This window comes from uncultured Allobosea sp., from assembly GCF_945956895.1.
Lineage (GTDB): Bacteria > Pseudomonadota > Alphaproteobacteria > Rhizobiales > Beijerinckiaceae > Allobosea.
Map to the genome: position 1 here is coordinate 38,745 of NZ_CAMFJF010000022.1, position 21,377 is coordinate 60,121.

Genomic DNA, 21,377 nt, shown 5'->3' on the forward strand with positions numbered 1-21,377 from the left:
GAGGGCCGCTGCGTTCTCGGGACGTGGCGAGGCCCAGTGTCGCGTTGGGTCGAGTATCACGGTTTGCGTCTGTCGCGCTCCCTCGCCTTCGGTATCGGGCTGGCCGCTCTCGCGCTCGCCGCCGGCCTGGAGACGCCTGCCCTCGCGGCCGGGGCGAACCTGCGCGGCGAAGCCATGCCGGCAGGCTTCGGCCGGCTGTCCCTGACTTTCGACGAGCCGATCCAGACCCGTATCCGCGTCGCCAACGGCGTGCTGATCGTCGCCTTCGGCAGCCAGGTCCAGGTCGATGTCGAGCGCATCGCCCGCGAATTGCCCAACTACGTCTCCGTCGCCCGCGTCGACCCTGACGGGCGCGGCATGCGCTTCGCGCTGACGCAACCCTACAAGGCCAATCTGATCGAAGCCGGCGAAAAGGCCTTCATCGATCTCCTGCCGCAGAATTGGTCCGGCGTCATGCCCGGCCCGCCGCCGGAAGCCATCGCCGCGCTCACCGAGCGCCTGCGCCTCGCCGAAGCTCGGGCGAAGGAGGCTGCTCGCCAACCGGCGGCTCCGCCCGCCGTCCTGACGATGAACTCGGCCAGCCTGCCGACGCTGGAGCGTCTTATCTTCAAGGCGCCGGCCGAGACGAAGCTGACCAGCGACCTGTCGGATGAAACGTTGAAGCTGGTCTTCGACCGGTCGATGAATGTCGAGGTAGCCGCCATCCGCAACGCCCTGCCTGCCGGCATCGGCCTCGCCGGACTGGAGGCTGGCAAGGAGGCGCTGAGCCTGACCCTGTCCCTGCCCAAGGACTGGCAAGCCCGCAGCTTCAGCGACGAGACCGGGCTGGTCGTCGACCTGCTGCGCCCGGTGAAGCAGGAAGCGCCCGCTCTCGCCGATCTGAGCAAGCCGCTACCCCAGCCGGCCGCGAAACCGGCAGCCGCCGAGGCTGCAGCCAAGCCCGAGGCAGCGCCGCCAGCGGCCCAGCGGGCTGCGGCACCGTCCGCCCCGGTTATCGCCACGGCACCGGCCGCGCCTGAAGTGCCGCCCGGCCCTGTCGCCATCACGGTCGACGGGAAGCGCCTGGATTTCCGCTTCACCCGCCCCACGGGTGCAGCGGCCTTCCTCGATGCCGGCGTGATGACGCTGGTCTTCGACACCCGCGACACCATCGACCCGGCGAAGCTCGCCGGGGTGATGCCCAAGCTGATCGAGGACAACTCGGTGACACGCGAGGGCAAGGTCACCCTCGTGAAGCTCAAGCTGGCCGGCCAGCCGCTGGCTCGCCTCTTCGACAACGGCCCGGCCTGGTCGCTCGATCTCGGCGAGGATGCAGGGCGTCCCGCCGCTCCGGTCGAACCACAGCGCAGCATGGACGAACGCGGCCAGACCATCGTCGCGGTACCGCTTGCCGGCCTCACCGGCATCCACTGGCTGGAAGCCGGCCCCGCCGGCCTGCCCGTTGCCGTCGCGACCGCGACCGGCCCGACCCGGCTGACGCCCAAGCCCTACCAGTTCGTCGAATTCGGCCTGCTCCCGACCGCACAGGGCCTGGCCGTCCAGGCGCATGCCGACGACGTCGCCGTCCGCGCCGGCACGGAACAGGTCCGCATCGGCCGCAGCGGCGGGCTCAACATCTCGCTCGACATCGGCGAACCCGCCCATAAGACCGAGGAGAGGGTGGAGAAGCGGGAAGCGGCACCGCTGCTCGATGGCGAAGCCTGGGCAAAGCTGCGCGACGGCAACCCACGCGAGCGCGCCCGTGCCCTCCTGCTCGACGTCACCGACGCCTCGCGCGGCCGCAAGTCGGAAGCCCGTCTGGCGCTTGCCCGCTTCTATGCGGCCAACGGCCTGATGCCCGAGGCGGCCGGCCCGCTGAACGCCCTGCTGGCCGACGACATGGCGATGCGCGGCAACCGCGAGGCGCTGTTCCTCAAGGGCGTCGTTGCCGCAGGTATGCATCGCGACCAGCAGGCATTGGCCGCCTTCGATGCCGGTGCAATCAAGGACGATGTCGAGGCCGGGCTTTGGCGCGCTTTGGTCGAGCAGCGCCTGAACCGCAACGCCCAGGCGCTCGTCGGCTTTCGCCGGGCCGAGGCCGTGATCGACCGCTACCCGGCCGACCTCCAGGGCCTGTTCCGCGAGGCAACGGCACGCGCCGCGCTCGCCCAGCAGGATATCGCTGTGGCCGAACGCCAGATCCAGGCGCTGGCGGACATGCCGCGCGGCAGCTTCGATCAGGAGCATCTTTCCCTGCTTCAGGCGCGGCTCGACGATATCGGCGGCCGCCCGGAAGCTGCGATGAACGGCTACAAGCCGCTCTTCGATGCGAAGAGCCGCCCGATCGCGGCTGAGGCGCAATTGCACGCCGTCAAGCTCGCGGATGCCGAGAAGCGCACCGACATCAAGGTCGACGAGGCCATTGCCCGGCTGGAAACGGTCTCGGTCATCTGGCGTGGCGGGCGGTTGGAGATAGAGGCGCTGGCCGAGCTCGGCCGGCTCTACGCCGACCAGCAGCGCTGGCGCGACGCCTTCATGGTCGCGCGCCGTGCCAATGAGAACTTCCCCGACGATCCGCTGACCCGTCGCATGCATGACGAGACGGCCCAGCGCTTTGCCGAGTTGTTCAGCGGCAGCGGGCTCGGCAAGCTGCCGCGCATCGAGGCGCTGGCACTGTTCTACGATTTCAAGGAGTTCCTGCCGATCGGCCGGCGCGGCGACGAGATAACCCGCCTGCTCGCCGACAGGCTCGTCGAGCTCGACCTGCTCGACCAGGCGGCCGAGATCCTGAAATACCAGATGGACCGGCGCCTCAGCGGCGCGGCGCGCTCCACCGTCGCGGCGCGGCTCGCCATGATCAACCTGATGAACGGCAAGTCCGCCGACGCGGTTCGTGCGCTCAACGCGACGCGGCTCGTCGAACTGCCGGCCGATGTCAAGCGCGCCCGCCTGCTGCTCGAGGCCAAGGCGCTATCGGATCTCTCGCGCACCGATCAGGCGCTGGAGATGCTGGAAACCGAGCGCGGCCCCGAGATCGACCGGCTGCGCGCCGACATCTACTGGACCGGGCGCCGCTGGCGCGAGGCTGGCGAGGCCTATGAGCGCCTGCTTGGCGAAAGCTGGCGCGGCGACGGCACACTCGGCGACAGCGCGCGCGCCGATGTGATGCGCGCCGGCGTCTCCTATGTGATGGGGAGCGAGAACCTGTCGCTCGACCGGCTGCGCAGCAAGTTCGCGCCGAAGATGGCGCGCGGCGCCGATGCCCGCACCTTCGCCTTCATCACCGGGGCGGACCGGACCCGCGCCTCCGATATCCGCGAGATGGCGCGCGCCACCGCCAATGCCGACACGCTCTCGGAGTTCCTGAAGGCCTATCGCGAGCGCTATCCGGCCTATTCGGCCGCGATGCGCAAGCCGCAGGCGCCTGCCGCCGACAAGCTGCCCTCGCCCGCCGATGGCGCGGCGGCCGAACCTGCGGCGCCGCCGTCGCGGAGCTGACACAGGGCGTCATGCTCGGGCTTGACCCGAGCATCTCGGAAACCAGCGCCTTCTCGTCATGATATTCTCGGGTCGACGCTGCGCTGCGCCCGAGAATGACGTTCAGCTCTAACCCGGCCCGGAATTCGTGTCCTCGCCACGGGCCTTGGCGCGCAGGACGAATTGCAGGTTGCGGATATAGACGAAGACGCCGAAGCCTTGGCCCAAGATGAAGACCGGGTCGCGCCGATAGAGCGCGTACATCAAGAGCAGCGCGCCGCCCCCGATCGAGAACCACCAGAAGGTCATCGGCACGACCGAGCGCTTGGCCTTCTCGCTCGCCCACCACTGCACGACGAAGCGCATGGTGAAGAGCCCTTGCGCGACGACGCCGAGCAGGACCCACCAGTCGACATTGTTGACGAAGACGTCGTGGAAATAGTTGCCGATGGTCTGCTGCAGGTCGATCAGCATCACAGCGTCTCCGAGACGATCTGGGGCACGCGCTTACGCCGCCGGATCAACCACCATACCCCGGCCAGGTCGAGGACGCCGACCCAGAGCCGGTCGAAGAAGCCGTAATTCGAGACGCCGGTGAGTCGCGGCCGATCGTGCACATCGACATGCAGGACCTTGTGGCCCTCACGCGCCATCAGCGCCGGCATGAAGCGATGCAATGCATCGAAATAGGGCAAGGCGAGATAGGCCTCGCGGCGGAAGCATTTCAGCCCGCAGCCAGTGTCGCGCGTATCGTCCTTCAGCACGCGCACGCGCACACCGTTGGCGATCTTGGACTGCCAGCGCTTGAAGCCGGTATCCTTGCGCCCGACGCGCTGGCCCTGGACCATGCCGGCCTGAAGACCGGCCGTCTGCAAGGCCTCGACCATCTCCGGCAGGAAGGCGGGATCGTTCTGGCCGTCGCCGTCGAGCGTCGCGACGATGGCCGAGCGGGCATGGCGCACGCCGCTGCGCACCGCCGCGCTCTGGCCGCAGGACTGGGCATGCGTCACGACGCGCAGCCAGGGTCGCGTCACAGCCAACTCGGCCAACGCAGCGGCCGTGCCATCGGTCGAGCCGTCATTGACATAGACGACCTCGAAGGGGCCGATCGCCGCGCAGGCCTTCTCGATATCGGCGACGAGCGGCGCGATATTGCCGACTTCGTTGCGCACCGGCACGACGACGCTGAGCAGCGGATGGGAAGAGGTTTCGGTCAAAGGGACATCATCCGGAAAAACGGTCCGCAAACTGCGTCAGCGCGGCGGATAGGGCAAGGGCTTCGAGCAGAACGGTTTCGAGCGCAAGAGTGTCAACCCGGCGAACGGGCGAAGACGGCGATCTCCAGTCTGCGCCCGCCATTCAGGTTGAAACCGTTGATCGTGGTCACAAGGCGCGGCTTCGGCTCCTGCCCGGCAAGTGCCGCGTTGAAATCCCCGGCGAAGCGGCTCTCGACGAAGGCGACACGGCAGCCGGGCTGGTTCAGGAAAGCCGCCGCATCGGCCCCGCTCGCAGCCATCGCGAGCTTCGTCCCGGTCAGGAAGACGAGGCTGGGTTCGCGATAGCCCAGCGTGATCACGGCGGGATCGGCGCAGCCGACGGACCTCGCCGCCTGCGCCAGGCGCGGCGACAGCTTCAGCGAGCGCAGGCTCTCGATGGCGAAGGGATAGACGGCGATCGTCAATAGCAGGCTCGCCGGCACGCAGCGCCAGAGCGCGCCTTCGAAATCGCGCCGCCGGAACGCCGCGACGACGCTGATACCGGCGAGCAGGACGAGCGCGAAGAACGGCAATGCCAGCCAGGGCACCGAGCGGTCGAGCGTCCAGTTGCCGAACAGGATCGTGCCCATCAGCGCCAGCGGCACCACCACGACGAGGCAGGCGGTGAGCACCGCACCGCGCCGGTTGCGGTCGATGCCGCTGTTCAGCACCGCCAGCAGCAGCAGCGCGGTGATCGCCGGATAGAGCGGCAGCACGTAATGCGGTAGCTTGGTCGGCACCGCCTCGAAGACCAGCCAGGACGGCACGATCCAGGCGATCAGGAACAGGATCTGCGGCTCCTTGCGGCGCACCCAGGCGAAGGGCACCGCCATCGCCGCGAAGGCGGCCGCCGGCCAATAGGTCGCGAAGAAGAACAGCAGGTAGAGCCCGGGCGGTCCCCAATGCTTCTCCTGCCCCTCGGCGACCTTGCCGAGCATGTCCTGGCCGACGCTCTCGGCGAAGAAGCTGCCGCCGGTCTTGACCATGATCGCTGCGAACCAGGGCAAGGCAACGACGAGGCAGAGCAGCAAGCCGGCCCCGAAGCGCAGCGGCTTCAGCCAGCGGAAGGAGCGCAGGCTCGCACTCAGCACGAGAATAGCGAGACCCCAGACCATCGGCACGATCGGCCCCTTGATCAGCAGGCCGAGCGCGGTCGCGCCCCAGAATACCAGCCAGTTGCGCCGGTCCGGCACGAAGGCGAGCGAGCGCGTCCAGTCGAGCCAGGTGCGCGCCAGCGCGCCCATGGTCGCAACCGCACAAGCCGCCAGCAACGCGTCGGTCTTGGCGATACGCGCCTCGACGCCGAGCAGCACGGCGGAGGCCATCAATGCCGCGCCGAGCAGGGCGAGCGGCGGCGACAGGAACGCCAGCAACGCCCAATAGGTCAGGAGCACGGTTGCGGTCGCACCGACCAGCGAGGGAATACGATAGAGCCAGATCTGCGTCCGCGCCTCGGATATGCCGAGCGCCTCGCCGGCCTTCACCGCTGCGCTCTGCAGCCAGTAGATGCCGACCGGCTTCTTGTGGCGCGCCTCGTCCTGGAAGCGGATATCGACGAAATCGCCGGTTTCCAGCATCTGCTTGCTCGCCTGCGCGAAGCGCGGCTCGTCACGGTCGAGCGGCTGGAGCGTGCTGAAACCGGGCAGGAAGGCCGCGAGCGACAACAGCAGCAGGAAGATGCAGGCCCGCAGATGGCTGGCGGAAGCCGCATCCCTGACCCGGTCGATCGCTGGCGTGAGCGAAAACATCATTCATCCCCGCGGCAGCCCGGCCGCATGTCCTGAAAGTCGAGTGCTGCCCGATGACGGGCCTTTCAGGCACGATCAAGGCGAGGCCGCGCGGGTTTACGCTGCCGGGGAAGGGTCGGCAAGCATAGTGGAGCGGCAATGCCGATCGAGGGCAACGACGAAGCCGGGCTATCGCAGCGCCGGGCGAGAAGGATGCGCCAGGACATTCCCTCCAACGATCAGTCGTCGGAAGGCTCTTCGCCGATCCTGATCGCCTGGGTCATCCGCGGCGACAGGGTCATGGCGTGACTTTCTACGGGCGCGGCCGGGTTGGTGCGAACCGATACATAGGCGGGCAATTCGCATACTGACCTCGGAGCGCCTCCGTAGCCGGCGCCGAGTGTCGGCAGGCTGACCGTCCTGACGAAAGCGGGCTCGGCGAGTGTCGGTGAAGAAAGGGTCGCCGCAAGGGCGGTCATGGCAACGAACCGCAACATGGCTGTGCTCCGCATGCCCCCCGTTGGTACAACAGGGTTCGAAGCAGCCTGTTCCATCAGGTATTCGGCCCGAGCCTTATCGTGACCTGATCAACTGGGGCGATAAGGCCCAGGAACGGATCGCAGCTCAGCTCGACGCCGTACACGACTGGCGCGTCACCACGCGCCCTGTCATGCGGCGCCTCATGTCGACGCAACCTGGTTCGTCAACCCGCCCGATGGCGACAAGGGCCGCCTCTGCCGCATCCGGTTCAACGGCTTTCAGCCGAACCTGCCGAGGTCCTTGACTTGTGATATGCTGAGCGCTGCGAAAGCATCGGCTGTCCGGTAGCTGCGATCCGAAGGTGGAGAGCATGAAGACACGGAGGGTATGCCGGACTTGCCGGGGACAGCGTTCGGTCGCGAACTTTGCCTACCCTGGGCACATTGAAGCCTGCCCATGCTGCGACGCATCCGGGTACGTCGCGATCGCTGACAGCAAAACCGTACCCCACACAAATGCCTCCGCCTCTCCCGCTGCAAATGATATCGGCAGCCTTCGAAAACTGCTCAATGAAACGCGTAAATTACTGACCTCAGTAATGATCACCCTGACATCATGGAGCGAGCTTTTCGAACTTACGATCCTCGCAGGGGTGTAGCCAGGCTCGTCCATCTTGCAACGGTCACAGCACGATCTCAGCGGATTTGCAGAGATCGCAACAAGCCGACCGAACCTTCAAGCCCGGCAAGGAGAACCGCTCCGACGATGTGCGGATCGCCCTCCCGAAGACCGGCAAGGAGGTCTGGCGGCCGCTCTTCGATCCGGAGAACCCCGACGTCCCGCTCTTCCCCGAGCTCATGGCTCGGCTCGACGCCATCGAGCGCGAGCGCATCGGCGGCTTGATGCTGGTCCGCGACTGGAAGGATGACAAGGAGGGTCGCCCGCTCCCCTAGCCGACCGGTAATATGGGCGATCTCACCGACATGCGCCATGAGGTGAAGCGAAGCGCCAAGGTGGCCGGCCCGTCCGGGAACATCACCTTCACGTCGTTCCGAAACGGCGATCTGACAGAGACTGGCGACGCCGACATGACCGATCGCGAGATACTGGCCCAGTCGGCGCAGACCTCCACGAAGGCGCTGCCCGGCTACGTCAAGAAGACCATGAAACAGGTCGCCAACGGCGCCCGGAAACGCCGAGCCGTGCGAACGGACGGCGGCCAAAAGTCAAAACGACCAGCAGTATCTTTGTCAGAACGCATCACGGAACAGACGGAGCTTCCGCGATGAAAACAATGGCGAGCCCGGCAGGATTCGAACCTGCGACCAGCAGCTTAGAAGTCAGATTTTGCAATTGACGCTAAGTGCGGATGGCTGCGGATAACTCAAATTCATCAGCATTTATCGCCCTAAACCCGCTGTCACTGTGCTTGCAAGTGAGGATGGGTAACGACAAGATTGCTACCCATCTGCTACCCAGGCAACAGAATGCTGCTCACGCGCGCGAACATCAGCCAACTTAGGGTGCCGCCGGGCAAGGCGGAAATCACCTATTGGGACGATGAGATAAAGGGGTTCGGGCTACGACTTAGGCAAGGTGGGGCTGGTCGGTGGATCGTCCAGTTCCGCAATGCGCAGGGCCAGCAGCGGAAGCTGACGCTTTCGCAAATCCCCATGAACAGCGTCGATCAAGCGCGCGCCGCGGCCGAACGCGTCATTCGAAATATTGCCGATGATCGCGACCCCCAAGCCGAGAAGGTCGCTCTCCGAAAGGCACGCGAGGTCGAGAAATTCAAGCTTTCTGACCTCCTTAAGCTCTACCTTCCGGCTGCGAAAGATCGCCTGCGCGCTTCCAGCTACGACGAGGTCGAGCGCCACTTGCAGATCATCTGGGCCCCCATCCATAGCATCGCAGTGGGTGCACTCGACAGTCGGCGCATAGCCCTAGAGCTCGACAAGATCGCGAAGGCGCGCGGCCTGATTACCGCAAATCGCGCTCGTTCGTCACTGTCAGCGATGATGGGTTGGGGAATCGAAAAAGGCCGAGTCGACAGCAACCCCGTTATCAACGTCGCCAAGGCGCTGAAGCGCGAGCCCAAGCGTGAGCGCGTGCTGACGGACGAGGAATTGGCCGATGTCTGGGCCTGCTGCGGGCAAGACGATTTCGGCCGCATCGTGCGGTTGCTCATCCTTACAGCGGCACGTCGCGAGGAGGTCGCCGGCGCACGGTGGCCCGAGATCGACCTCTCTCGAGGTACCTGGCAGCTCCCGGCCGAGCGCGTGAAAAACGGCAGATCGCACCTCATCCCCCTCCCCCAGACTGCGGTTTCGATCCTGCGATCGGTAGATCGTCGCGAGAAGCGGGAACTGCTGTTTGGCGAGGGCGAAGGCAGCTTCGCAGGCTGGAGCAAGAGCAAGGCCCGGCTCGACGAGACTATCGCATCCCGTCGGCAGAAGATCGCCACGGAGACCGGCATTGAGCCGCTCAGCATGCCGCCGTGGCGCATTCACGACCTTCGCCGTTCCGCCGCTACCGGCATGGCTCGCCTCGGCATCAGCATCGCCGTTATCGAGCGCGCGTTGAACCACGTCTCTGGGGAATTCAAGGGCATCGTGGCGGTCTATCAGCGTCACGATTTTCAGCGCGAGGTTCAGGAAGCGTTCGCCGCCTGGGCAGAGCATATCGGCGCAATTACGCGAGAGAAGAATAGCGATGCTGCCTCTCGCTGACCTCTTGGCGCAACTCCAAGCGCGAGGCCTCGACGAAGATATTCTGCGACTCGTCGAGGCGAAGCTGACAGTAAAACCCCGTCCGACCAGCAAGTATGTAACTTTCGTATCCAACGAACTGTCATCGGCACGGCAAGAAGAGCGAATTCAGGAAAAGGAAACCGACGAAAAGCGGCGGATACGAAAGGCTATTTCCGCCATCTGGCCTGACCAAATACCAGAAAGGCTGGGGAAAAAGGCTCGTATCGACCTGATCAAAGAGCACATCAAGACGCTAGAACTACCACCCGTTTCGACATCTACGATTGAGCGCGAGCTGGGCTACAGAAAGCGAGCTAGCAGCAAATTGACGGAGTTGACCAAGTTGACGAAGTTGCGTTCTCCCTGAAGCGCTTATCCCAACTCATCCTCACCTCACCGAACGCATCCGCCGTCTCCGTGAGGTATCAGCATGCATCCTGCCGTCACAGCGCTCCCGCCGGCTCTCGAAAGCCGCAGGCTCCTGGACACTAAGCAATCCGCCTCGATCGCAGGCTATTCCGTCCAGCATTTCCGGGATCTGGTCCGCCGGGGCATTGCACCGCAGCCCATCCGCCTTTCCGCTCGAAAGCTGGGCTGGCGCGCAGGCGATCTCGCCGACTGGATCGACTCCAAGGCGGGCGCCTGACCATGGCCGGCTTCCGCCACAACCCCGATACGGGCGAGCGCGAGTATCAGGACGGCCCTGCGACCGATGATGCGCCCGCGCCGTCCGGCCCGCCCATGCGCGATCCCGGCTGGGTCGAGATGTTCCTGGCTCCGAACGAGCAGGGCTTTCCGTTGCGGTCGCCGCCTCGCTCTCCCGGTCCTCGTCATCGCGGATACCGCCGCAAGTCGCTGCGCCGGTGACGCCGTGGACGAGCGCGAACCCCACCACGTCATCGTCGAGCGGCTGATCACCGAGGCTCGACTGCACGGCTACCTCTACGAGCTCAAGCGCCAGCTTGCCGCGATCGACGGCCGGCCCACGCCGGATACTGAAACCCACCTCTCACCACCAACGCAACCGCGGCCGAGGCGCCGCAAGCCGAAAGGATCGGACCGATGAAGGCAATGACGAAAATCGAGCGCGAGGAACTGCTTGCTAAGATCGACGGGCTGAACCAGCGCATCGTCGATCTGGAGCGGGACGAGCGCATGCTCCGCGAGAAGATCGAGCAGCTTGACGAGGATGTCGCCAACGGCAAGGCCGGCGCCAAGGCGGAAGCGATCCGGCTCGACGAGAAGGCTCGTGCGGCTCACCTGGAGATCGAAGCCTGCCAGCGTGCGGCATCAACCGCTCAGCGCCGTTGGGAAGACGACGAGCCGTTCCGCGATGCTGAGCGTGAAGCAGCCCGCAAGACGCAGCGTGAGGAAGCTTGCCGCTTCATCTACGCCAGCGCCCACGAATGCGACGAAATAGCTCGATCGCTCATGAGTGCGCTGTCCGACTTCCAACGCTCGTTGGAGCCCGCGGTTGCCGCTGGCGTAGATCCGCACGTCCAGCATCAGATGCTGCTGCAGTACGTTTTTCAGCCCATGCTGGTAGCCGCTGGTTTCGGCTCGGTCCGCTCCGAATGGGCAGGCACCGTAGCGCAGTCGCTCGAAGACGCTGCCCGGCAGCACGTTTGGCCTTGAGCCTCCCAGCCCCGGCCCAGCGCCGGGGTTTCTTCCTCCATCTGGATATCGACCATGGCCGACGTGACGCTCGAACACATCGATGAGGAGATTCAGCGCGTCGAGGCCGAGCTGCTGGAATACCATGCAGACCTTCAGGCCTCCGCCGTCCTCTCCGATCTTATCATTCGCGACGACAAGCCCCGCAAGCGCAGGCGGCTGAAGGTTCTGCGCGTCGTGGCCGATCGCATCAAGGCGATGATCCGCGTCTATGAGGACGGCTTGGACGGTCTCGTCGAAACCCGGCGGCAGTATCTGGCCGGCGAGCTCGACGACTGACGCTGCCGATGGACGCCCGAGCTCCACGCCTGACGAATTTCCCGGTCAAGAACCGAAAGCCGGCGCGCGTCCTCGATGACATCGAAATCGTGCAGTTTTCGAGCGATGCCATCTTTCGCCGCGCCCGCCAGGAATGGCTCCGTGACATCATGCGGCAAGGCGATGCCCGCAGTTTCGCCGTCTGCTTCGCCCTCAGCAGCTACATGTCTTTCCGCAACGGCGGCACGGCCTGGACCGACCAGGCGCGGCTAGCTGCCGATCTGGGCTGGGCGACGAAGACCGTCTGGCGCGCGATCCAGGATGCTGTCGCGAACGGCTGGCTGCGGTCACAGCGCCGGGCGAACAACACCAGCATCTACAAGATGTCGTACAGCCGCTCCCGCCGCGAGACGATCGACCTCGAATACACCGGCCGCATCAAGGATTTTGAGATCGACGCCGCCCGCAGGCGCATCGCTCGGGAGGCCAACGGTTCGGACAGGTTTGACGGAACCATTCAGACAGATTTGTCCGAACGGAACGGACAGGAGTGTCCGAATGGTTCGGACAGGTTTGACCGTCTATCCTCTGAAATATCCTCAGAGGCTGATCCTGATAGGCCATCCTCGGAGAGGCTTGGCGAGGGGGAGCAGGATATGGCTTCAGGCTCCGAGCAAAAAAAAGCGCTGCTCGACGACGTGATTTCGGCGCTCGGGCGCGGCGACATCGCGGAGGGTCAGCGCATCGCCGACGGGCTGCCTCCGGCGAGGCTCGACTGGATCGTCTCCCTGGTCGACGAGGAGGGTATGGTCGGCGCCCATCAGGCAATCGTCGAGGCCCGAAAATCGGCATCGCCACGTCGCTGAAATTGTTGGGCAATTCGGCCTGCGTGTCTGCGCGCGCTTGCGCACGCGCGAGGACCTGCTCCTGAATGCCTATGTCGCGGGGAAACAACGCGTTCCAGCCTCTCACGCGCCCGCGAGGAAAACGGGCCTCCTGACGCATCTCATTGAGCCCCAACGGTTTCCTTTTCGCGCGCGAGAGACAGGCGCAGAATGGCGTGAAATGAGGTGCTCTGGACGCGCGAGCGAGCCTGAAACATTTTCGCGTGTTGCTCGACGTGATGCGCGAGAGGATCGGCCGGTGGCGCCTCGATCGCGATTTTGAGGCGTTCGTGATAGACCCTCTGATGCGCCATCAGCGGCTCAATCAAGTAATATCAATGGCTTGCGCGAAGAATGGTGATGCCGGGTAGCCGATGGGTAACTCGATGGTCGCCGATCGGCTATCCGCCTGGCCGCTGAAACCCGACCGCGGCTCGATTCCAGCACCGAGGCACCCCCTCGATTTCTCAGGCGCGAGCTTGCCGGGGCCGGGGGAGGAAAATTGGCGCGCCGTGAGTAACGTCCTCCCACGCCCACACGATTGACCCGCGAGAGATGCCGGGTGCAGATTTTTTTGGGGGCTGGGACATTCGGAGGTCGGAATGAGCGATCGCCCAGTTCGTCGGCCGCGTGGTGTCATGCCGTCGTCGTTGTTCCCAGATGAGAAGGAGATCGGGCGGCTGGTGCTCGGCGATCGGGCGTCAGCTTGGCCTGGCGTCGCTGGCGTTTGGGAGAAGGCTGGCTTGCCTCGGATCGATCCGCTGACGGGCGGGCGATACTGGCCAGCGGTCGAGCGATTCCTGGATAGCCGCTACGGTATGGCTGAGCCGCCGTCGGGCGCCGCCGACGCGCCGGAGAACCCGAACTATGACCAGCACTGGAAGAAGCGATGGCGCCGCGACCGATGAGCGAACGACGGATCTTCAGCCGGTTGGAACCGAGCTGCCTCTATCCGGACGATAAGGAGCTCGGCGCGCTGATCCTCGGGCCGAAGCGCGCCCACATGTGGTGAGCGAAGGCATTCCGCCGCTTCCTGTGAGCTGCAACCGCCTTGGTGGCTATAACGAGGTTTTCATAGGCGGAGGCGCTCAGCTTAATTTTTGCCGCTGCCAGAACTGCTTTCTCTTGCTCAGAGATCGATCTCAGGTGGCCCAAGACGATAGCCGATACATGGGGATCTGAGCCGCCCAAAGTCGCCAAGACGATAGCTAGTCCAAGTTCGACATCGATTCCTGCCGCTATGACCTCTGCCAATGCATCGCTTCCGCCAGGGAATTCAGTGAGGCATTGAACTCCGATTTCGATCTGGCTGACTTCTATATGCGTGCTCGTCATACCCTGCGCGCCCTCTTGTCAGCACATCCTGGAGCTGCGACCAGCAAAGTTAGAACAGGCTGCCCTGAGGAGCGACAGGCGGTTCTGGCCGCATTTCCGCTTCGACTGGCTCGGCCGTTGCCGGATCGTCGTCCCCCACGCCGGTCTTGTTCATGCGGCGATCGACGACCCATTCCTGCAGCTCCGGCGGCGGGCGCATCAGCACCTCCTTGCCGGCTGAGCCGTCCAGCCAGGCTTCGAAATCGGCGGGATGCAGCATCGCCGGCATGCGGTGGTGGATCTTGGACATCCACGGATCGGCATCGCGAGTGATGATGCTGGCGCTGATGATCTCCTCGCCGTTCTCGTCGCGCCAGCGCTCCCAGATGCCCGCGAAAGCGAGGATCGCGCCGTCCTTCGCACTGATGAAATGCGGCGTCTTGTTCTTGTCGTCGCCGGTCCATTCGTAGAAGCCGCTCGCGGGGATGATGCAGCGGTTCTTGACGTAGGCGCGCTTGAACAGGCCGTTCGTGTCCACGCCCTCGATGCGCGAGTTGATGTGCGGCTTGATCTGCTTGGCGGTGCCCTTGTGCCACGGTGGGATCAGGCCCCAGCGAGCCTTCCAGATTTGGCGGCCGGCCGGCGTCTTCACGATGATGTCGATCGTGGTCGTCGGGCCGATGTTATAGCGGGCCTGTTGGTTGCGCGCTGGCGATTCCGGCTCGGCCAACGGCTGGCTGAAGGCGTAGATCTCGCCCCACGTGTAGGCTTGGCTGAACCGTCCGCACATGCGCTGTCGTCCTATTGGATCGGCGAGACCTGGGCCTGCGCCTCGTTCGCCTTAGCCATCATCGCTTCGAGCTTCGCGAACGTCTCCGGCGAGAAGACGAGGTTCATCACCTGGCCGCTAGCCATCTCGAAGCTGATCATCGTCTCGCCCTGCGGATCGGTCGTTAGTGCAATCCGCTTCACATCGGCCACGTCGAGATCGATTTCGGGCAACTCGTTTGGCTCAGCCATCAATCCCGATCCTTGACCGGCAGCCAAAGCTCGTCGGGATCGGCTTGAGCGTTAGCGGCGTCGCCGACGATATGCTGCTCCTGAAGCTTGGCCTCGATGAGGGCGATATCAAGAAAGTAGGCGAGCGTGCCGAAGCCGCGGGCGGTGGCTTCACTCTTCAACGCCTCGATCCTGTCGACCAGATCGTCAGCCCGGCGAAGCGGAACGCGCGGCACTCCCGATCCTATCCTGACCACATCTGCCATGATGCCGGCCCTCCTCAGTCAGGGTAGTCGCGGGCAAGCCGATCATACAAGTCGACTTCCGCGGCATCCTCCGCGAGGGCTGCTTCGAGCTCGTCGGCTGGCGCAATGACGCCACCGAAATGCGCATGGAAAGCTCGCGCGAAACGCGCTTCCTCGAAAGCCACGCGGATCACGCCGCCGGTCATGGTTCCGAGAACCTGGAAGGCGATCTGCCAATCGGTGCACCAAGCTTCGATCCGGCGCAGGCGCTCGGCCGCAGACTGCTTGTCCAGCTTGATCTCGACTTGGTGCTGCCACGTCATCACCACAGCCCCCGTGCCTTGCGCTTCTCATCGCGCGCGGCGCCTCGACCGCGCAACCACCGCCCGCCGCTGCGGTCGCGCGGATCGAAATCCTCGCCGCGGATAGCATCCCGGAACCGGTCGGCCTGATCTCGATCAGAGAAGCAGAACACTTCGTAGCGATGCGTCCCATCTCCGACGTGATGCCTGCGCCAGCACAGGGAGGATAGCGGGCCGCAAGCATTCACGTGCCCGAGGCTCTGGCCCTGGATCGATCTGACTGCGACTTGGAACGGAAACTCGCGATCCACGCCGCCGGCCGAGAGTTCGCCTCTGCGTCTCACGGTTCTTGTTCGCGCTCTGGCCGTGCCCCTTCCGAGAACAGCCCCCGGAGGAAGCCGCGCGAGCATGAGCGATCGGCATCGAGGGCCAGTCGGCTGCTTTCCGACAAGAGCACGAGATAGCTGCGCGCCAGCCCACGGAAGGCCGCCCGCTCGAAACCCTCATGCTCCTCGAGGAGGTCCTCGATCAACGAGGTGATCTCCGCGTCGATCGACGTATCCTCGACCTGCTGCTCGGCCGGCTGGGCTGACATGATTTTTGTCCTCGCGATGAGAACATAATAGGAACAAAAGCCAAGCGGGAGTCAACGCCTCTCCTATGTGCGGTGCACATGTCGCGACGGTTCGAGACACTGGCGACAGATGGAGAAAGCCATGCTGCTCGCAGAAGATGCCCGCCCTGAGATGACGCCTCGCCAAGCCGCCGCGCGCTTGGGTGTTACGCCCGAGGCGCTCCAGAAGCTGCGCGAACGCGGCAACGGGCCGGCCTTCTTCAAGGTCGGGCGCTCCGTCCGGTACGACCCTGCCGACATCGCCGCATATCTCGGCCGGCGCCGCGTCGCTCCGGCAAATGAGCGCCACTGATGGGCGCCTCGTCGTTCCTCGCAGCCGGTTCGGCCGGCCTCTCAATCGCAGGCGGTATCTCCGAGGGCATCGGCAAGAAGACGGCTGCCCAGATTGAGAGCGTACGCCTGAAAACCGCAGCCGAGGCCGGCAAGGTTCGGGCGCTGCAGACCGACGCGGCTTATCGCGAAGATCTCAACGACGTGCAGAACACGATGATGGCTATCCGCTCTTCGCAGAGCGTCGGCTTCGACTCGCCGAACGTCCGCGCGGTGGACGTGGTCGGCGAGCGCGCTGTGCTGGGCAATGGCGGCACACTCGATATGACCGCTGGCCAGTTCGCCCAGAAATGGATCAGGAAGGTAGACGGCGCCACGGGCTCCCCGCCTATGCCCGCCGCGCCATACACGCAGCAACAGATGACGGCGAACCCGTACCTCGCTTCGACCTGGCTGAAGTCGCAACTCGCCGGCAACCGCGAGCTCATCGACTCGGCGAAGTTCGTCATCTCGGCAGCTTCCAACGCCATCGACAAGGGCAACGTGCCGGATTCGCAGACGCTGGCCGGCGCGATCCAGATCGCCAACCAGAACCCGGAAAAGCTGGGTCGGGAGCGTGATGAGCTGATCGCCAAGATCCGCGGCATGGACGAGGCCGAGAACGCGATGCGCAGCGGCTCGGCCGCCGGCTCCGCGCTCGTGCAGGACGTGATGCGCCGCGCCCAGGGCGCTCCGATCTTTGTCCAGATGCAGGCGGAGGCGACGAAGGCCGCCGTCGAGCGTGGCGCCAAGAACCTGGCCGAGCGTCCTTGGGAAGAGGCTGCGCGCCGAGGCTGGTCGGAGGGCGCCCTGCCGCCTCTCAGCTTCACCTCACCCGATGCTCTGCAAGCCGGCCTCGCCGCGCGCCTGCATGTCGGGCGCGCGATCTCGGCGCGTACCGGCATGCCGCAGTCCGTGCTCGATCAGCAGGATATTGCCGCCGTGACGAGCGTCTGGGCAACCGGCGCACCCGCGGTTCAGTCAATGCTCGCCCAGCAGCTTGGCGCCCTGCCGGCCGAACAGTTCGGCATGGTCATGGCCACCAAGGAGATGCGGGACTCGCTCATCGGCATGTCGCGCTCCGGGGACCCGGCGAAGATGGCGACGGCGTTCTCGCTCATGGACAAGGAGCAGCGCCGCGACCCTGACGGCTTCAACAAGCTCTACGGCCGCGATGTCGAAAACCGCATGGCGACCTGGATGATCCGGTCGCAGTATATGACCGCGGATCAGCTCGCTCGTGAGGAAGCTCGCTACAACGATCCCGCCATGCAGAAGGCTCGCGAGACGCTCCGCGAGACCGCGATGACGGCGACCAAAAAGCTGACGGTCAGCGAGATCGCCGGGTACATCGGGGGCTCGTGGATTCCGTTTGCTGGAGCCGGCGCGCCAGCCACGCCCGCGCAGTCGCAGCGCCTCGTCGCTGAGTACCGCGAGGAGTATGCCGCGACCTTCGCAGAGGTTGGCGACGAGGCGAAGTCCCGCGAGCTCGCGGTGCAGCGCATCGGGCGGGTGTGGGGTGTTTCGTCGATCAACAACGGAGCGCTGATGCGCTTCCCGCCAGAGCGCGCATATCCCACGGTTGACGGCTCGCATGACTGGCTCGCCAAGCAGCTGGATGGCGAAATCCGCAAGTTCATCAGCACTGAACTCAGTGAAAGCGAGCAGCGGCTGCTCGGGTTCATTCCCCCGGAGTCTGGCCAGCGCCGACCACGGGCCAGCGAATATCAGTCCCTGCCGGCTGATCGAAAGGCAGCGGTTCGGCAAGCCGAAGGAACGATGGCCGCGCGCCATATGCTCTTGACCGATCCTCGCACTGAGGCCGAGTTTCGGGCCGGCGTGCCTCCGACCTACGGCATTGTCGTGCAGGCGCCCAACGGCATGTTCATCCCGCTGCAGAACAGGGACGGCGGCGTGGCGCGGTTCTACGGCGACGTTGACGCGGCGATGGCTCCCTTGCGGGCAGGAGCCGCCGTCACGCGTGAGGCGCTCGCCGACGGCTGGGCCGGGCAAGAGCAGGCTGCAACCGACCAGCGCAATCGCGCCGATGTCGCCCAGCGCTACATCCGCAGCCGACGCGAAGGGACCTCGCCAGGACCGCTCACCGGCCCGCCCGAGGACGGGGCGGCGCGATGAAGATCTTCGCGGCGGGCATCGAGTATGACGAGCTGATCCGAGCCATGCGCGATCGCCGGATGCAGCTCGGCCTATCGCAGACGGACATCGACCAGCTGGCGGGAGTGCCGGGAGGGTATTACGCGAAATGCGAGTCGATGCTTACGAACCCGAGCGCGAAGAACGCCAGGGCGATCGGGCGCGACAGTTTGCCCAAGCTTCTGACCGCCCTCGGACTTCGCTTTGCCGTCATCGCCGAGACGGAATTTCAGGCTGAAAAATTTAAAGGGCGGGGCCTTAAGGTTAAGCTGGGCGGCGATAATGCTGAGCTAATTCAAAGACTTCCGCCTAACCGCATTCTGTCGGAACGCGGGAAAAAAGGTGGATTGAAGCGCTGGGCGACGATGACGCCAGAGCAGCGGCAGGCATTCCTGGACGCTGGCGCTGCCGCTCGGCGAGCGCGCCGGCCGGTGAAAGCCGAGCCGCTCCCGCCTCCACCAGCGCCCGAGCCTGAGCCGCTGCAGGCACTCGCCCCGCCGCGGCGAGTTCGGCCAACGCAGCCCCCGCTCACCAAGCGCCAGGCTGCCAAGCTCCGAAAGAAGCTGGTCGCCGAGCGGGCGGCGGCAAAAACAAACCCCGCCGGATTGCTCCAGCGGGGTTAGACAAAGCCGCACGTGAGCTTGACGTCGCCCGGTGTGCGGCCGCCTCCGAGGAGGTCTTGAAAGCCTGATGCCCGCAGGCAGCGCAGGAACAATGCACATGTAGTTATTACACATGCGCGGTCAAGTGACCGAGCCCCAGTCCGTGTAGCATGGCGCGGTGAATGGAACGTAACTGCGCGTCTTCGATCTTTCGCGCCAGATACTTGCGCCTCCCATCAGGGCCTCGTCCTTCGCGAAAGAGATCCAGTCGGTGAAAGCCTACCGTGGAGACCATGTCGGCCTTGGCCCACATTGTCCGCGAATCAAAAGGCGCGGGCAGCGGAACCTCCAGCGTCAGCTCATAGTGGTAATCCATCATCGGCGTTGGTTGCTGAGTGCTGAGAGGGACGACTCCAAGCAGCCCGTCCCGACGTTTCAGTCGCGGCGAGATAACAACTACGGGCCGACGCTTCACCATCTCGGGCTCACAGAAGCCTGTCGAGAAATCACAGAGCAACAAGGTGCCGGGCTCGGGATGGAACTTGAGGGCCAAGGTGGTTGTCCAGTTGCGAATCTCCCCGATCGGACGAGGAACCGCCCTTTTACCACCGAATGGTTGCGGTCAAATGTGGCGCAGCAGCGGAACCACGTTATCCACGCTCCGGCGCCGACGCCTCCAGCATGGCCTCAGTCCCGCTTCGCCTTAGCGCCTTGCTTGCGCGGCTTCGGCGGCTCGGAGGCTGCAAGCATAGCAGCCGCCATCCTCAGTGCGTCCCGAGCGGGAGTGCTATTGCCCTCAGGATCGCGCATCCCTTGGCTAAGGCTCGCCAGTTCGTCCACTAAAGCTCGCAACGCGTCGTTCGCAGAACCACCCTCGGTTGTTCGCAACGCTGCGGCGAAGCTCAAGGCAAAGCCAGCAAACGCAGCGCCGACATCCTCGGCCGTCATTATTGGCCACTGCTTCTCGTCGGACACGCCGGCACTCCCTCGAACGCTACTCGCCCTTGCGTAGCCTGACGCCCGGCCCGCCGTCCACCGTCTCGCCGTCTGCCAGGAAGGTAACCCCGCCCGCTTCGAGCGCAGAGCGCATCGCTGCGAGGTTGTTGGCCATAGGTGCCGATCGGCCGCCCTCGAAATTCTTCAGGGTGCTGAGCCCTACATTCGCCGATTGCGCGAGGTCGGCCTGCGACCAATCGAGCAGGCCACGGGCAGCACGGCATTGAGCAGGCGTCATCGGCTTCTCCAATCAAGATAGCCATGCATACCCAAAAAGGCTTGACCTGTCTATTTTGGCTGATAAGTTCAGCTATACCGATTTTCGGCAACCTTAACCGAATGGAGACGACCATGACGAAGCCCACCGTGGCGGCGAACGCTGCCGGCTTGCCCGAGGACCCGCTTTCGCACCGCATCGACAATGCGCGCTACCTCGTCGGCTTGGCGGCGGATCTATGCGGCGCTTTCGCTATGGCATGCCAGGCCCTCTCGGATGAACACCGCCGCGGCCTTATGGCCATTCACCGAGACCTCGATCAGCGTCTTGATGCGGCCTGGTCCGAACTGGACGACACGCACGGCATGGCCCTCGCGCTGGAGACCGCGTGATGAGCTTGGACCTCAGAGGCTTCCGGATCGCGGCGGCAAGTTATGCGGGGCCTCCGGTTGTTCGCTGGTTTCATCTGGAGCCTCTCGCTCCCGATTTCACCGAGCCTTGCCATGCCGTTATCGCGTTCCCAGGCGGACATGCGTTCGCCACCGATCTTGTCCCATCGGCTCGCGCGCTTGGCGGACGTTTCTGCCGCATCGGCGGGCCAGAGCAGGCGATAGAGGCAGCAGGAGGCAGCCTCTGCTTCGCGCGCCGACACATCGGGAGCGCCATTCATCTCATCGGCCGGGTGGTCGACAGCGCGGAGGAGCGGTCATGAGTGCCAGTCAGATCGAGATCGGCAAGGCACTGCAGGAATTGGAGCCGGACGTGATCGACCTCGCCGTCATGGCGCGGCTGGTGGCCAATTACGCAACGGAGTGGATCTCGTCGGACAAGCCTGTCGTGCTCGCGCCGGGCGACGCCGAAGCCCTGCTGTTCGGGATTTTGCAGCTATCGGGTCGGGCGCGAGATCTGCGGAAGGGATACGCAGTCGCGTTCGGCCGGGCGCCGGACGATTGAGCTACCCATGCGCTACCCGGCTCGCAAATCTGGGTAACAAGACTAAGATTACAGCGGCCTAAGGCGCTGAAATATTTATCAAAAATGGCGAGCCCGGCTGGATTCGAACCAGCGACCAGCAGCTTAGAAGGCTGCTGCTCTATCCATCTGAGCTACGGGCCCGAAA

31 protein-coding genes and 1 tRNA gene are annotated in these 21,377 nt (G+C 64.8%); 18 read left to right on the plus strand and 14 right to left on the minus strand.

From position 1 onward, the window contains the following. Window positions 1-36: 36 nt before the first annotated feature. Window positions 37-3,477 carry a hypothetical protein gene (locus tag Q0Q02_RS13835; protein ID WP_293810313.1) on the plus strand — a complete coding sequence of 1,147 codons (3,441 nt, stop codon included), beginning with the start codon at window positions 37-39 and terminating at the stop codon, window positions 3,475-3,477. A gap of 108 nt (window positions 3,478-3,585) precedes the next feature. Here Q0Q02_RS13835 and Q0Q02_RS13840 read toward each other — a convergent pair whose 3' ends face one another. From Q0Q02_RS13840 to Q0Q02_RS13855, 4 genes are all read right to left on the minus strand, one after another. Then, complete coding sequence (locus tag Q0Q02_RS13840) at window positions 3,586-3,930, minus strand: lipid-A-disaccharide synthase N-terminal domain-containing protein (protein ID WP_293810315.1); 345 nt, start codon at window positions 3,928-3,930, stop codon at window positions 3,586-3,588. Then, window positions 3,930-4,673, minus strand: a complete 744-nt coding sequence (locus Q0Q02_RS13845) for a glycosyltransferase family 2 protein (RefSeq protein WP_293810316.1) — start codon at window positions 4,671-4,673, stop codon at window positions 3,930-3,932. The genes Q0Q02_RS13840 and Q0Q02_RS13845 overlap by 1 nt, the downstream gene beginning before the upstream one ends. A gap of 92 nt (window positions 4,674-4,765) precedes the next feature. Continuing rightward, entirely contained in the window at window positions 4,766-6,460 is a 1,695-nt protein-coding gene (locus Q0Q02_RS13850; protein WP_293810318.1) for a glycosyltransferase family 39 protein, read from the minus strand. 218 nt (window positions 6,461-6,678) lie between these two features. Beyond that, window positions 6,679-6,936, minus strand: a complete 258-nt coding sequence (locus Q0Q02_RS13855) for a hypothetical protein (RefSeq protein WP_293810320.1) — start codon at window positions 6,934-6,936, stop codon at window positions 6,679-6,681. A gap of 750 nt (window positions 6,937-7,686) precedes the next feature. Here Q0Q02_RS13855 and Q0Q02_RS13860 point away from each other — a divergent pair. From Q0Q02_RS13860 to Q0Q02_RS13905, 10 genes are all read left to right on the plus strand, one after another. After that, window positions 7,687-7,872 carry a hypothetical protein gene (locus Q0Q02_RS13860; RefSeq protein WP_293810322.1) on the plus strand — a complete coding sequence of 62 codons (186 nt, stop codon included), beginning with the start codon at window positions 7,687-7,689 and terminating at the stop codon, window positions 7,870-7,872. A gap of 12 nt (window positions 7,873-7,884) precedes the next feature. Then, window positions 7,885-8,208 (plus strand): hypothetical protein, encoded by a 324-nt coding sequence (locus Q0Q02_RS13865; protein ID WP_293810324.1) that lies wholly within the window; start codon window positions 7,885-7,887, stop codon window positions 8,206-8,208. Between the two features lie 198 nt (window positions 8,209-8,406). After that, entirely contained in the window at window positions 8,407-9,648 is a 1,242-nt protein-coding gene (locus Q0Q02_RS13870) for a site-specific integrase (RefSeq protein WP_293810326.1), read from the plus strand. Next, a complete protein-coding gene (locus Q0Q02_RS13875; protein ID WP_293810327.1) occupies window positions 9,632-10,036 on the plus strand; it encodes a hypothetical protein in 405 nt (134 codons plus the stop codon). The genes Q0Q02_RS13870 and Q0Q02_RS13875 overlap by 17 nt, the downstream gene beginning before the upstream one ends. 63 nt (window positions 10,037-10,099) lie before the next feature. Then, window positions 10,100-10,315 (plus strand): AlpA family phage regulatory protein, encoded by a 216-nt coding sequence (locus Q0Q02_RS13880; protein ID WP_293810328.1) that lies wholly within the window; start codon window positions 10,100-10,102, stop codon window positions 10,313-10,315. A gap of 2 nt (window positions 10,316-10,317) precedes the next feature. After that, window positions 10,318-10,536: a hypothetical protein gene (locus tag Q0Q02_RS13885; RefSeq protein WP_293810330.1), complete on the plus strand. Its 219-nt coding sequence runs from the start codon at window positions 10,318-10,320 to the stop codon at window positions 10,534-10,536. 4 nt (window positions 10,537-10,540) lie between these two features. Beyond that, on the plus strand, window positions 10,541-10,735 hold the full coding sequence (locus Q0Q02_RS13890; RefSeq protein ID WP_293810331.1) for a hypothetical protein: 195 nt from the start codon (window positions 10,541-10,543) through the stop codon (window positions 10,733-10,735). Then, window positions 10,732-11,304: a hypothetical protein gene (locus Q0Q02_RS13895; protein ID WP_293810332.1), complete on the plus strand. Its 573-nt coding sequence runs from the start codon at window positions 10,732-10,734 to the stop codon at window positions 11,302-11,304. The genes Q0Q02_RS13890 and Q0Q02_RS13895 overlap by 4 nt, the downstream gene beginning before the upstream one ends. Window positions 11,305-11,358: 54 nt before the next feature. Continuing rightward, a complete protein-coding gene (locus Q0Q02_RS13900) occupies window positions 11,359-11,622 on the plus strand; it encodes a hypothetical protein (protein WP_293810333.1) in 264 nt (87 codons plus the stop codon). 8 nt (window positions 11,623-11,630) lie between these two features. Then, window positions 11,631-12,467, plus strand: a complete 837-nt coding sequence (locus Q0Q02_RS13905) for a hypothetical protein (RefSeq protein ID WP_293810334.1) — start codon at window positions 11,631-11,633, stop codon at window positions 12,465-12,467. A 140-nt stretch (window positions 12,468-12,607) separates the two neighbouring features. On the opposite strand, the gene Q0Q02_RS13910 is transcribed toward Q0Q02_RS13905, so the two are convergent. Continuing rightward, window positions 12,608-12,814: a hypothetical protein gene (locus Q0Q02_RS13910; RefSeq protein WP_293810335.1), complete on the minus strand. Its 207-nt coding sequence runs from the start codon at window positions 12,812-12,814 to the stop codon at window positions 12,608-12,610. A gap of 273 nt (window positions 12,815-13,087) precedes the next feature. On the opposite strand from Q0Q02_RS13910, the gene Q0Q02_RS13915 reads away from it, so the two are divergent. After that, window positions 13,088-13,393 (plus strand): hypothetical protein, encoded by a 306-nt coding sequence (locus tag Q0Q02_RS13915; RefSeq protein WP_293810336.1) that lies wholly within the window; start codon window positions 13,088-13,090, stop codon window positions 13,391-13,393. Window positions 13,394-13,869: 476 nt separating this feature from the next. Here the strand turns inward: Q0Q02_RS13915 and Q0Q02_RS13920 are convergent, their stop codons facing one another. The 5 genes from Q0Q02_RS13920 to Q0Q02_RS13940 form a co-directional block, all read right to left on the minus strand. Continuing rightward, window positions 13,870-14,589, minus strand: coding sequence for an SOS response-associated peptidase (locus Q0Q02_RS13920; protein WP_293810337.1), 720 nt, complete (start codon window positions 14,587-14,589; stop codon window positions 13,870-13,872). A gap of 11 nt (window positions 14,590-14,600) precedes the next feature. Then, window positions 14,601-14,819, minus strand: coding sequence for a hypothetical protein (locus tag Q0Q02_RS13925; protein ID WP_293810338.1), 219 nt, complete (start codon window positions 14,817-14,819; stop codon window positions 14,601-14,603). Then, on the minus strand, window positions 14,819-15,064 hold the full coding sequence (locus Q0Q02_RS13930; RefSeq protein ID WP_293810339.1) for a hypothetical protein: 246 nt from the start codon (window positions 15,062-15,064) through the stop codon (window positions 14,819-14,821). The genes Q0Q02_RS13925 and Q0Q02_RS13930 overlap by 1 nt, the downstream gene beginning before the upstream one ends. Before the next feature lie 14 nt (window positions 15,065-15,078). Beyond that, complete coding sequence (locus Q0Q02_RS13935; protein ID WP_293810340.1) at window positions 15,079-15,366, minus strand: hypothetical protein; 288 nt, start codon at window positions 15,364-15,366, stop codon at window positions 15,079-15,081. 319 nt (window positions 15,367-15,685) lie between these two features. Continuing rightward, window positions 15,686-15,940, minus strand: a complete 255-nt coding sequence (locus Q0Q02_RS13940; RefSeq protein WP_293810341.1) for a hypothetical protein — start codon at window positions 15,938-15,940, stop codon at window positions 15,686-15,688. 121 nt (window positions 15,941-16,061) lie between these two features. On the opposite strand from Q0Q02_RS13940, the gene Q0Q02_RS13945 reads away from it, so the two are divergent. Genes Q0Q02_RS13945 through Q0Q02_RS13955 form a run of 3 tightly spaced genes read left to right on the plus strand, consistent with a single transcriptional unit; the run spans window position 16,062 to window position 19,065 of the window. Beyond that, window positions 16,062-16,271 (plus strand): helix-turn-helix domain-containing protein, encoded by a 210-nt coding sequence (locus Q0Q02_RS13945; RefSeq protein ID WP_293810342.1) that lies wholly within the window; start codon window positions 16,062-16,064, stop codon window positions 16,269-16,271. After that, a complete protein-coding gene (locus Q0Q02_RS13950; RefSeq protein WP_293810343.1) occupies window positions 16,271-18,424 on the plus strand; it encodes a hypothetical protein in 2,154 nt (717 codons plus the stop codon). Before Q0Q02_RS13945 ends, Q0Q02_RS13950 begins: the two co-directional genes overlap by 1 nt. Continuing rightward, window positions 18,421-19,065: a helix-turn-helix transcriptional regulator gene (locus Q0Q02_RS13955; RefSeq protein WP_293810344.1), complete on the plus strand. Its 645-nt coding sequence runs from the start codon at window positions 18,421-18,423 to the stop codon at window positions 19,063-19,065. The genes Q0Q02_RS13950 and Q0Q02_RS13955 overlap by 4 nt, the downstream gene beginning before the upstream one ends. Before the next feature lie 106 nt (window positions 19,066-19,171). Here Q0Q02_RS13955 and Q0Q02_RS13960 read toward each other — a convergent pair whose 3' ends face one another. From Q0Q02_RS13960 to Q0Q02_RS13970, 3 genes are all read right to left on the minus strand, one after another. Next, window positions 19,172-19,597 (minus strand): type II toxin-antitoxin system PemK/MazF family toxin, encoded by a 426-nt coding sequence (locus Q0Q02_RS13960; RefSeq protein ID WP_293810345.1) that lies wholly within the window; start codon window positions 19,595-19,597, stop codon window positions 19,172-19,174. A gap of 134 nt (window positions 19,598-19,731) precedes the next feature. Continuing rightward, the gene (locus tag Q0Q02_RS13965; RefSeq protein ID WP_293810346.1) at window positions 19,732-20,019 is read right to left on the minus strand and encodes a hypothetical protein; all 288 of its coding nucleotides are present in this window, start codon (window positions 20,017-20,019) and stop codon (window positions 19,732-19,734) included. 19 nt (window positions 20,020-20,038) lie between these two features. Next, window positions 20,039-20,278 (minus strand): helix-turn-helix transcriptional regulator, encoded by a 240-nt coding sequence (locus Q0Q02_RS13970; RefSeq protein WP_293810347.1) that lies wholly within the window; start codon window positions 20,276-20,278, stop codon window positions 20,039-20,041. A gap of 113 nt (window positions 20,279-20,391) precedes the next feature. Here Q0Q02_RS13970 and Q0Q02_RS13975 point away from each other — a divergent pair, with 113 nt between their 5' ends. Genes Q0Q02_RS13975 through Q0Q02_RS13985 form a run of 3 tightly spaced genes read left to right on the plus strand, consistent with a single transcriptional unit; the run spans window position 20,392 to window position 21,211 of the window. Continuing rightward, complete coding sequence (locus tag Q0Q02_RS13975) at window positions 20,392-20,649, plus strand: hypothetical protein (RefSeq protein WP_293810348.1); 258 nt, start codon at window positions 20,392-20,394, stop codon at window positions 20,647-20,649. Beyond that, on the plus strand, window positions 20,649-20,969 hold the full coding sequence (locus Q0Q02_RS13980; RefSeq protein ID WP_293810349.1) for a hypothetical protein: 321 nt from the start codon (window positions 20,649-20,651) through the stop codon (window positions 20,967-20,969). The genes Q0Q02_RS13975 and Q0Q02_RS13980 overlap by 1 nt, the downstream gene beginning before the upstream one ends. Then, complete coding sequence (locus tag Q0Q02_RS13985; RefSeq protein ID WP_293810350.1) at window positions 20,966-21,211, plus strand: hypothetical protein; 246 nt, start codon at window positions 20,966-20,968, stop codon at window positions 21,209-21,211. The genes Q0Q02_RS13980 and Q0Q02_RS13985 overlap by 4 nt, the downstream gene beginning before the upstream one ends. An 85-nt stretch (window positions 21,212-21,296) precedes the next feature. On the opposite strand, the gene Q0Q02_RS13990 is transcribed toward Q0Q02_RS13985, so the two are convergent. Further along, window positions 21,297-21,373: transfer RNA gene (locus Q0Q02_RS13990), tRNA-Arg, on the minus strand. Window positions 21,374-21,377 lie beyond the last annotated feature (4 nt).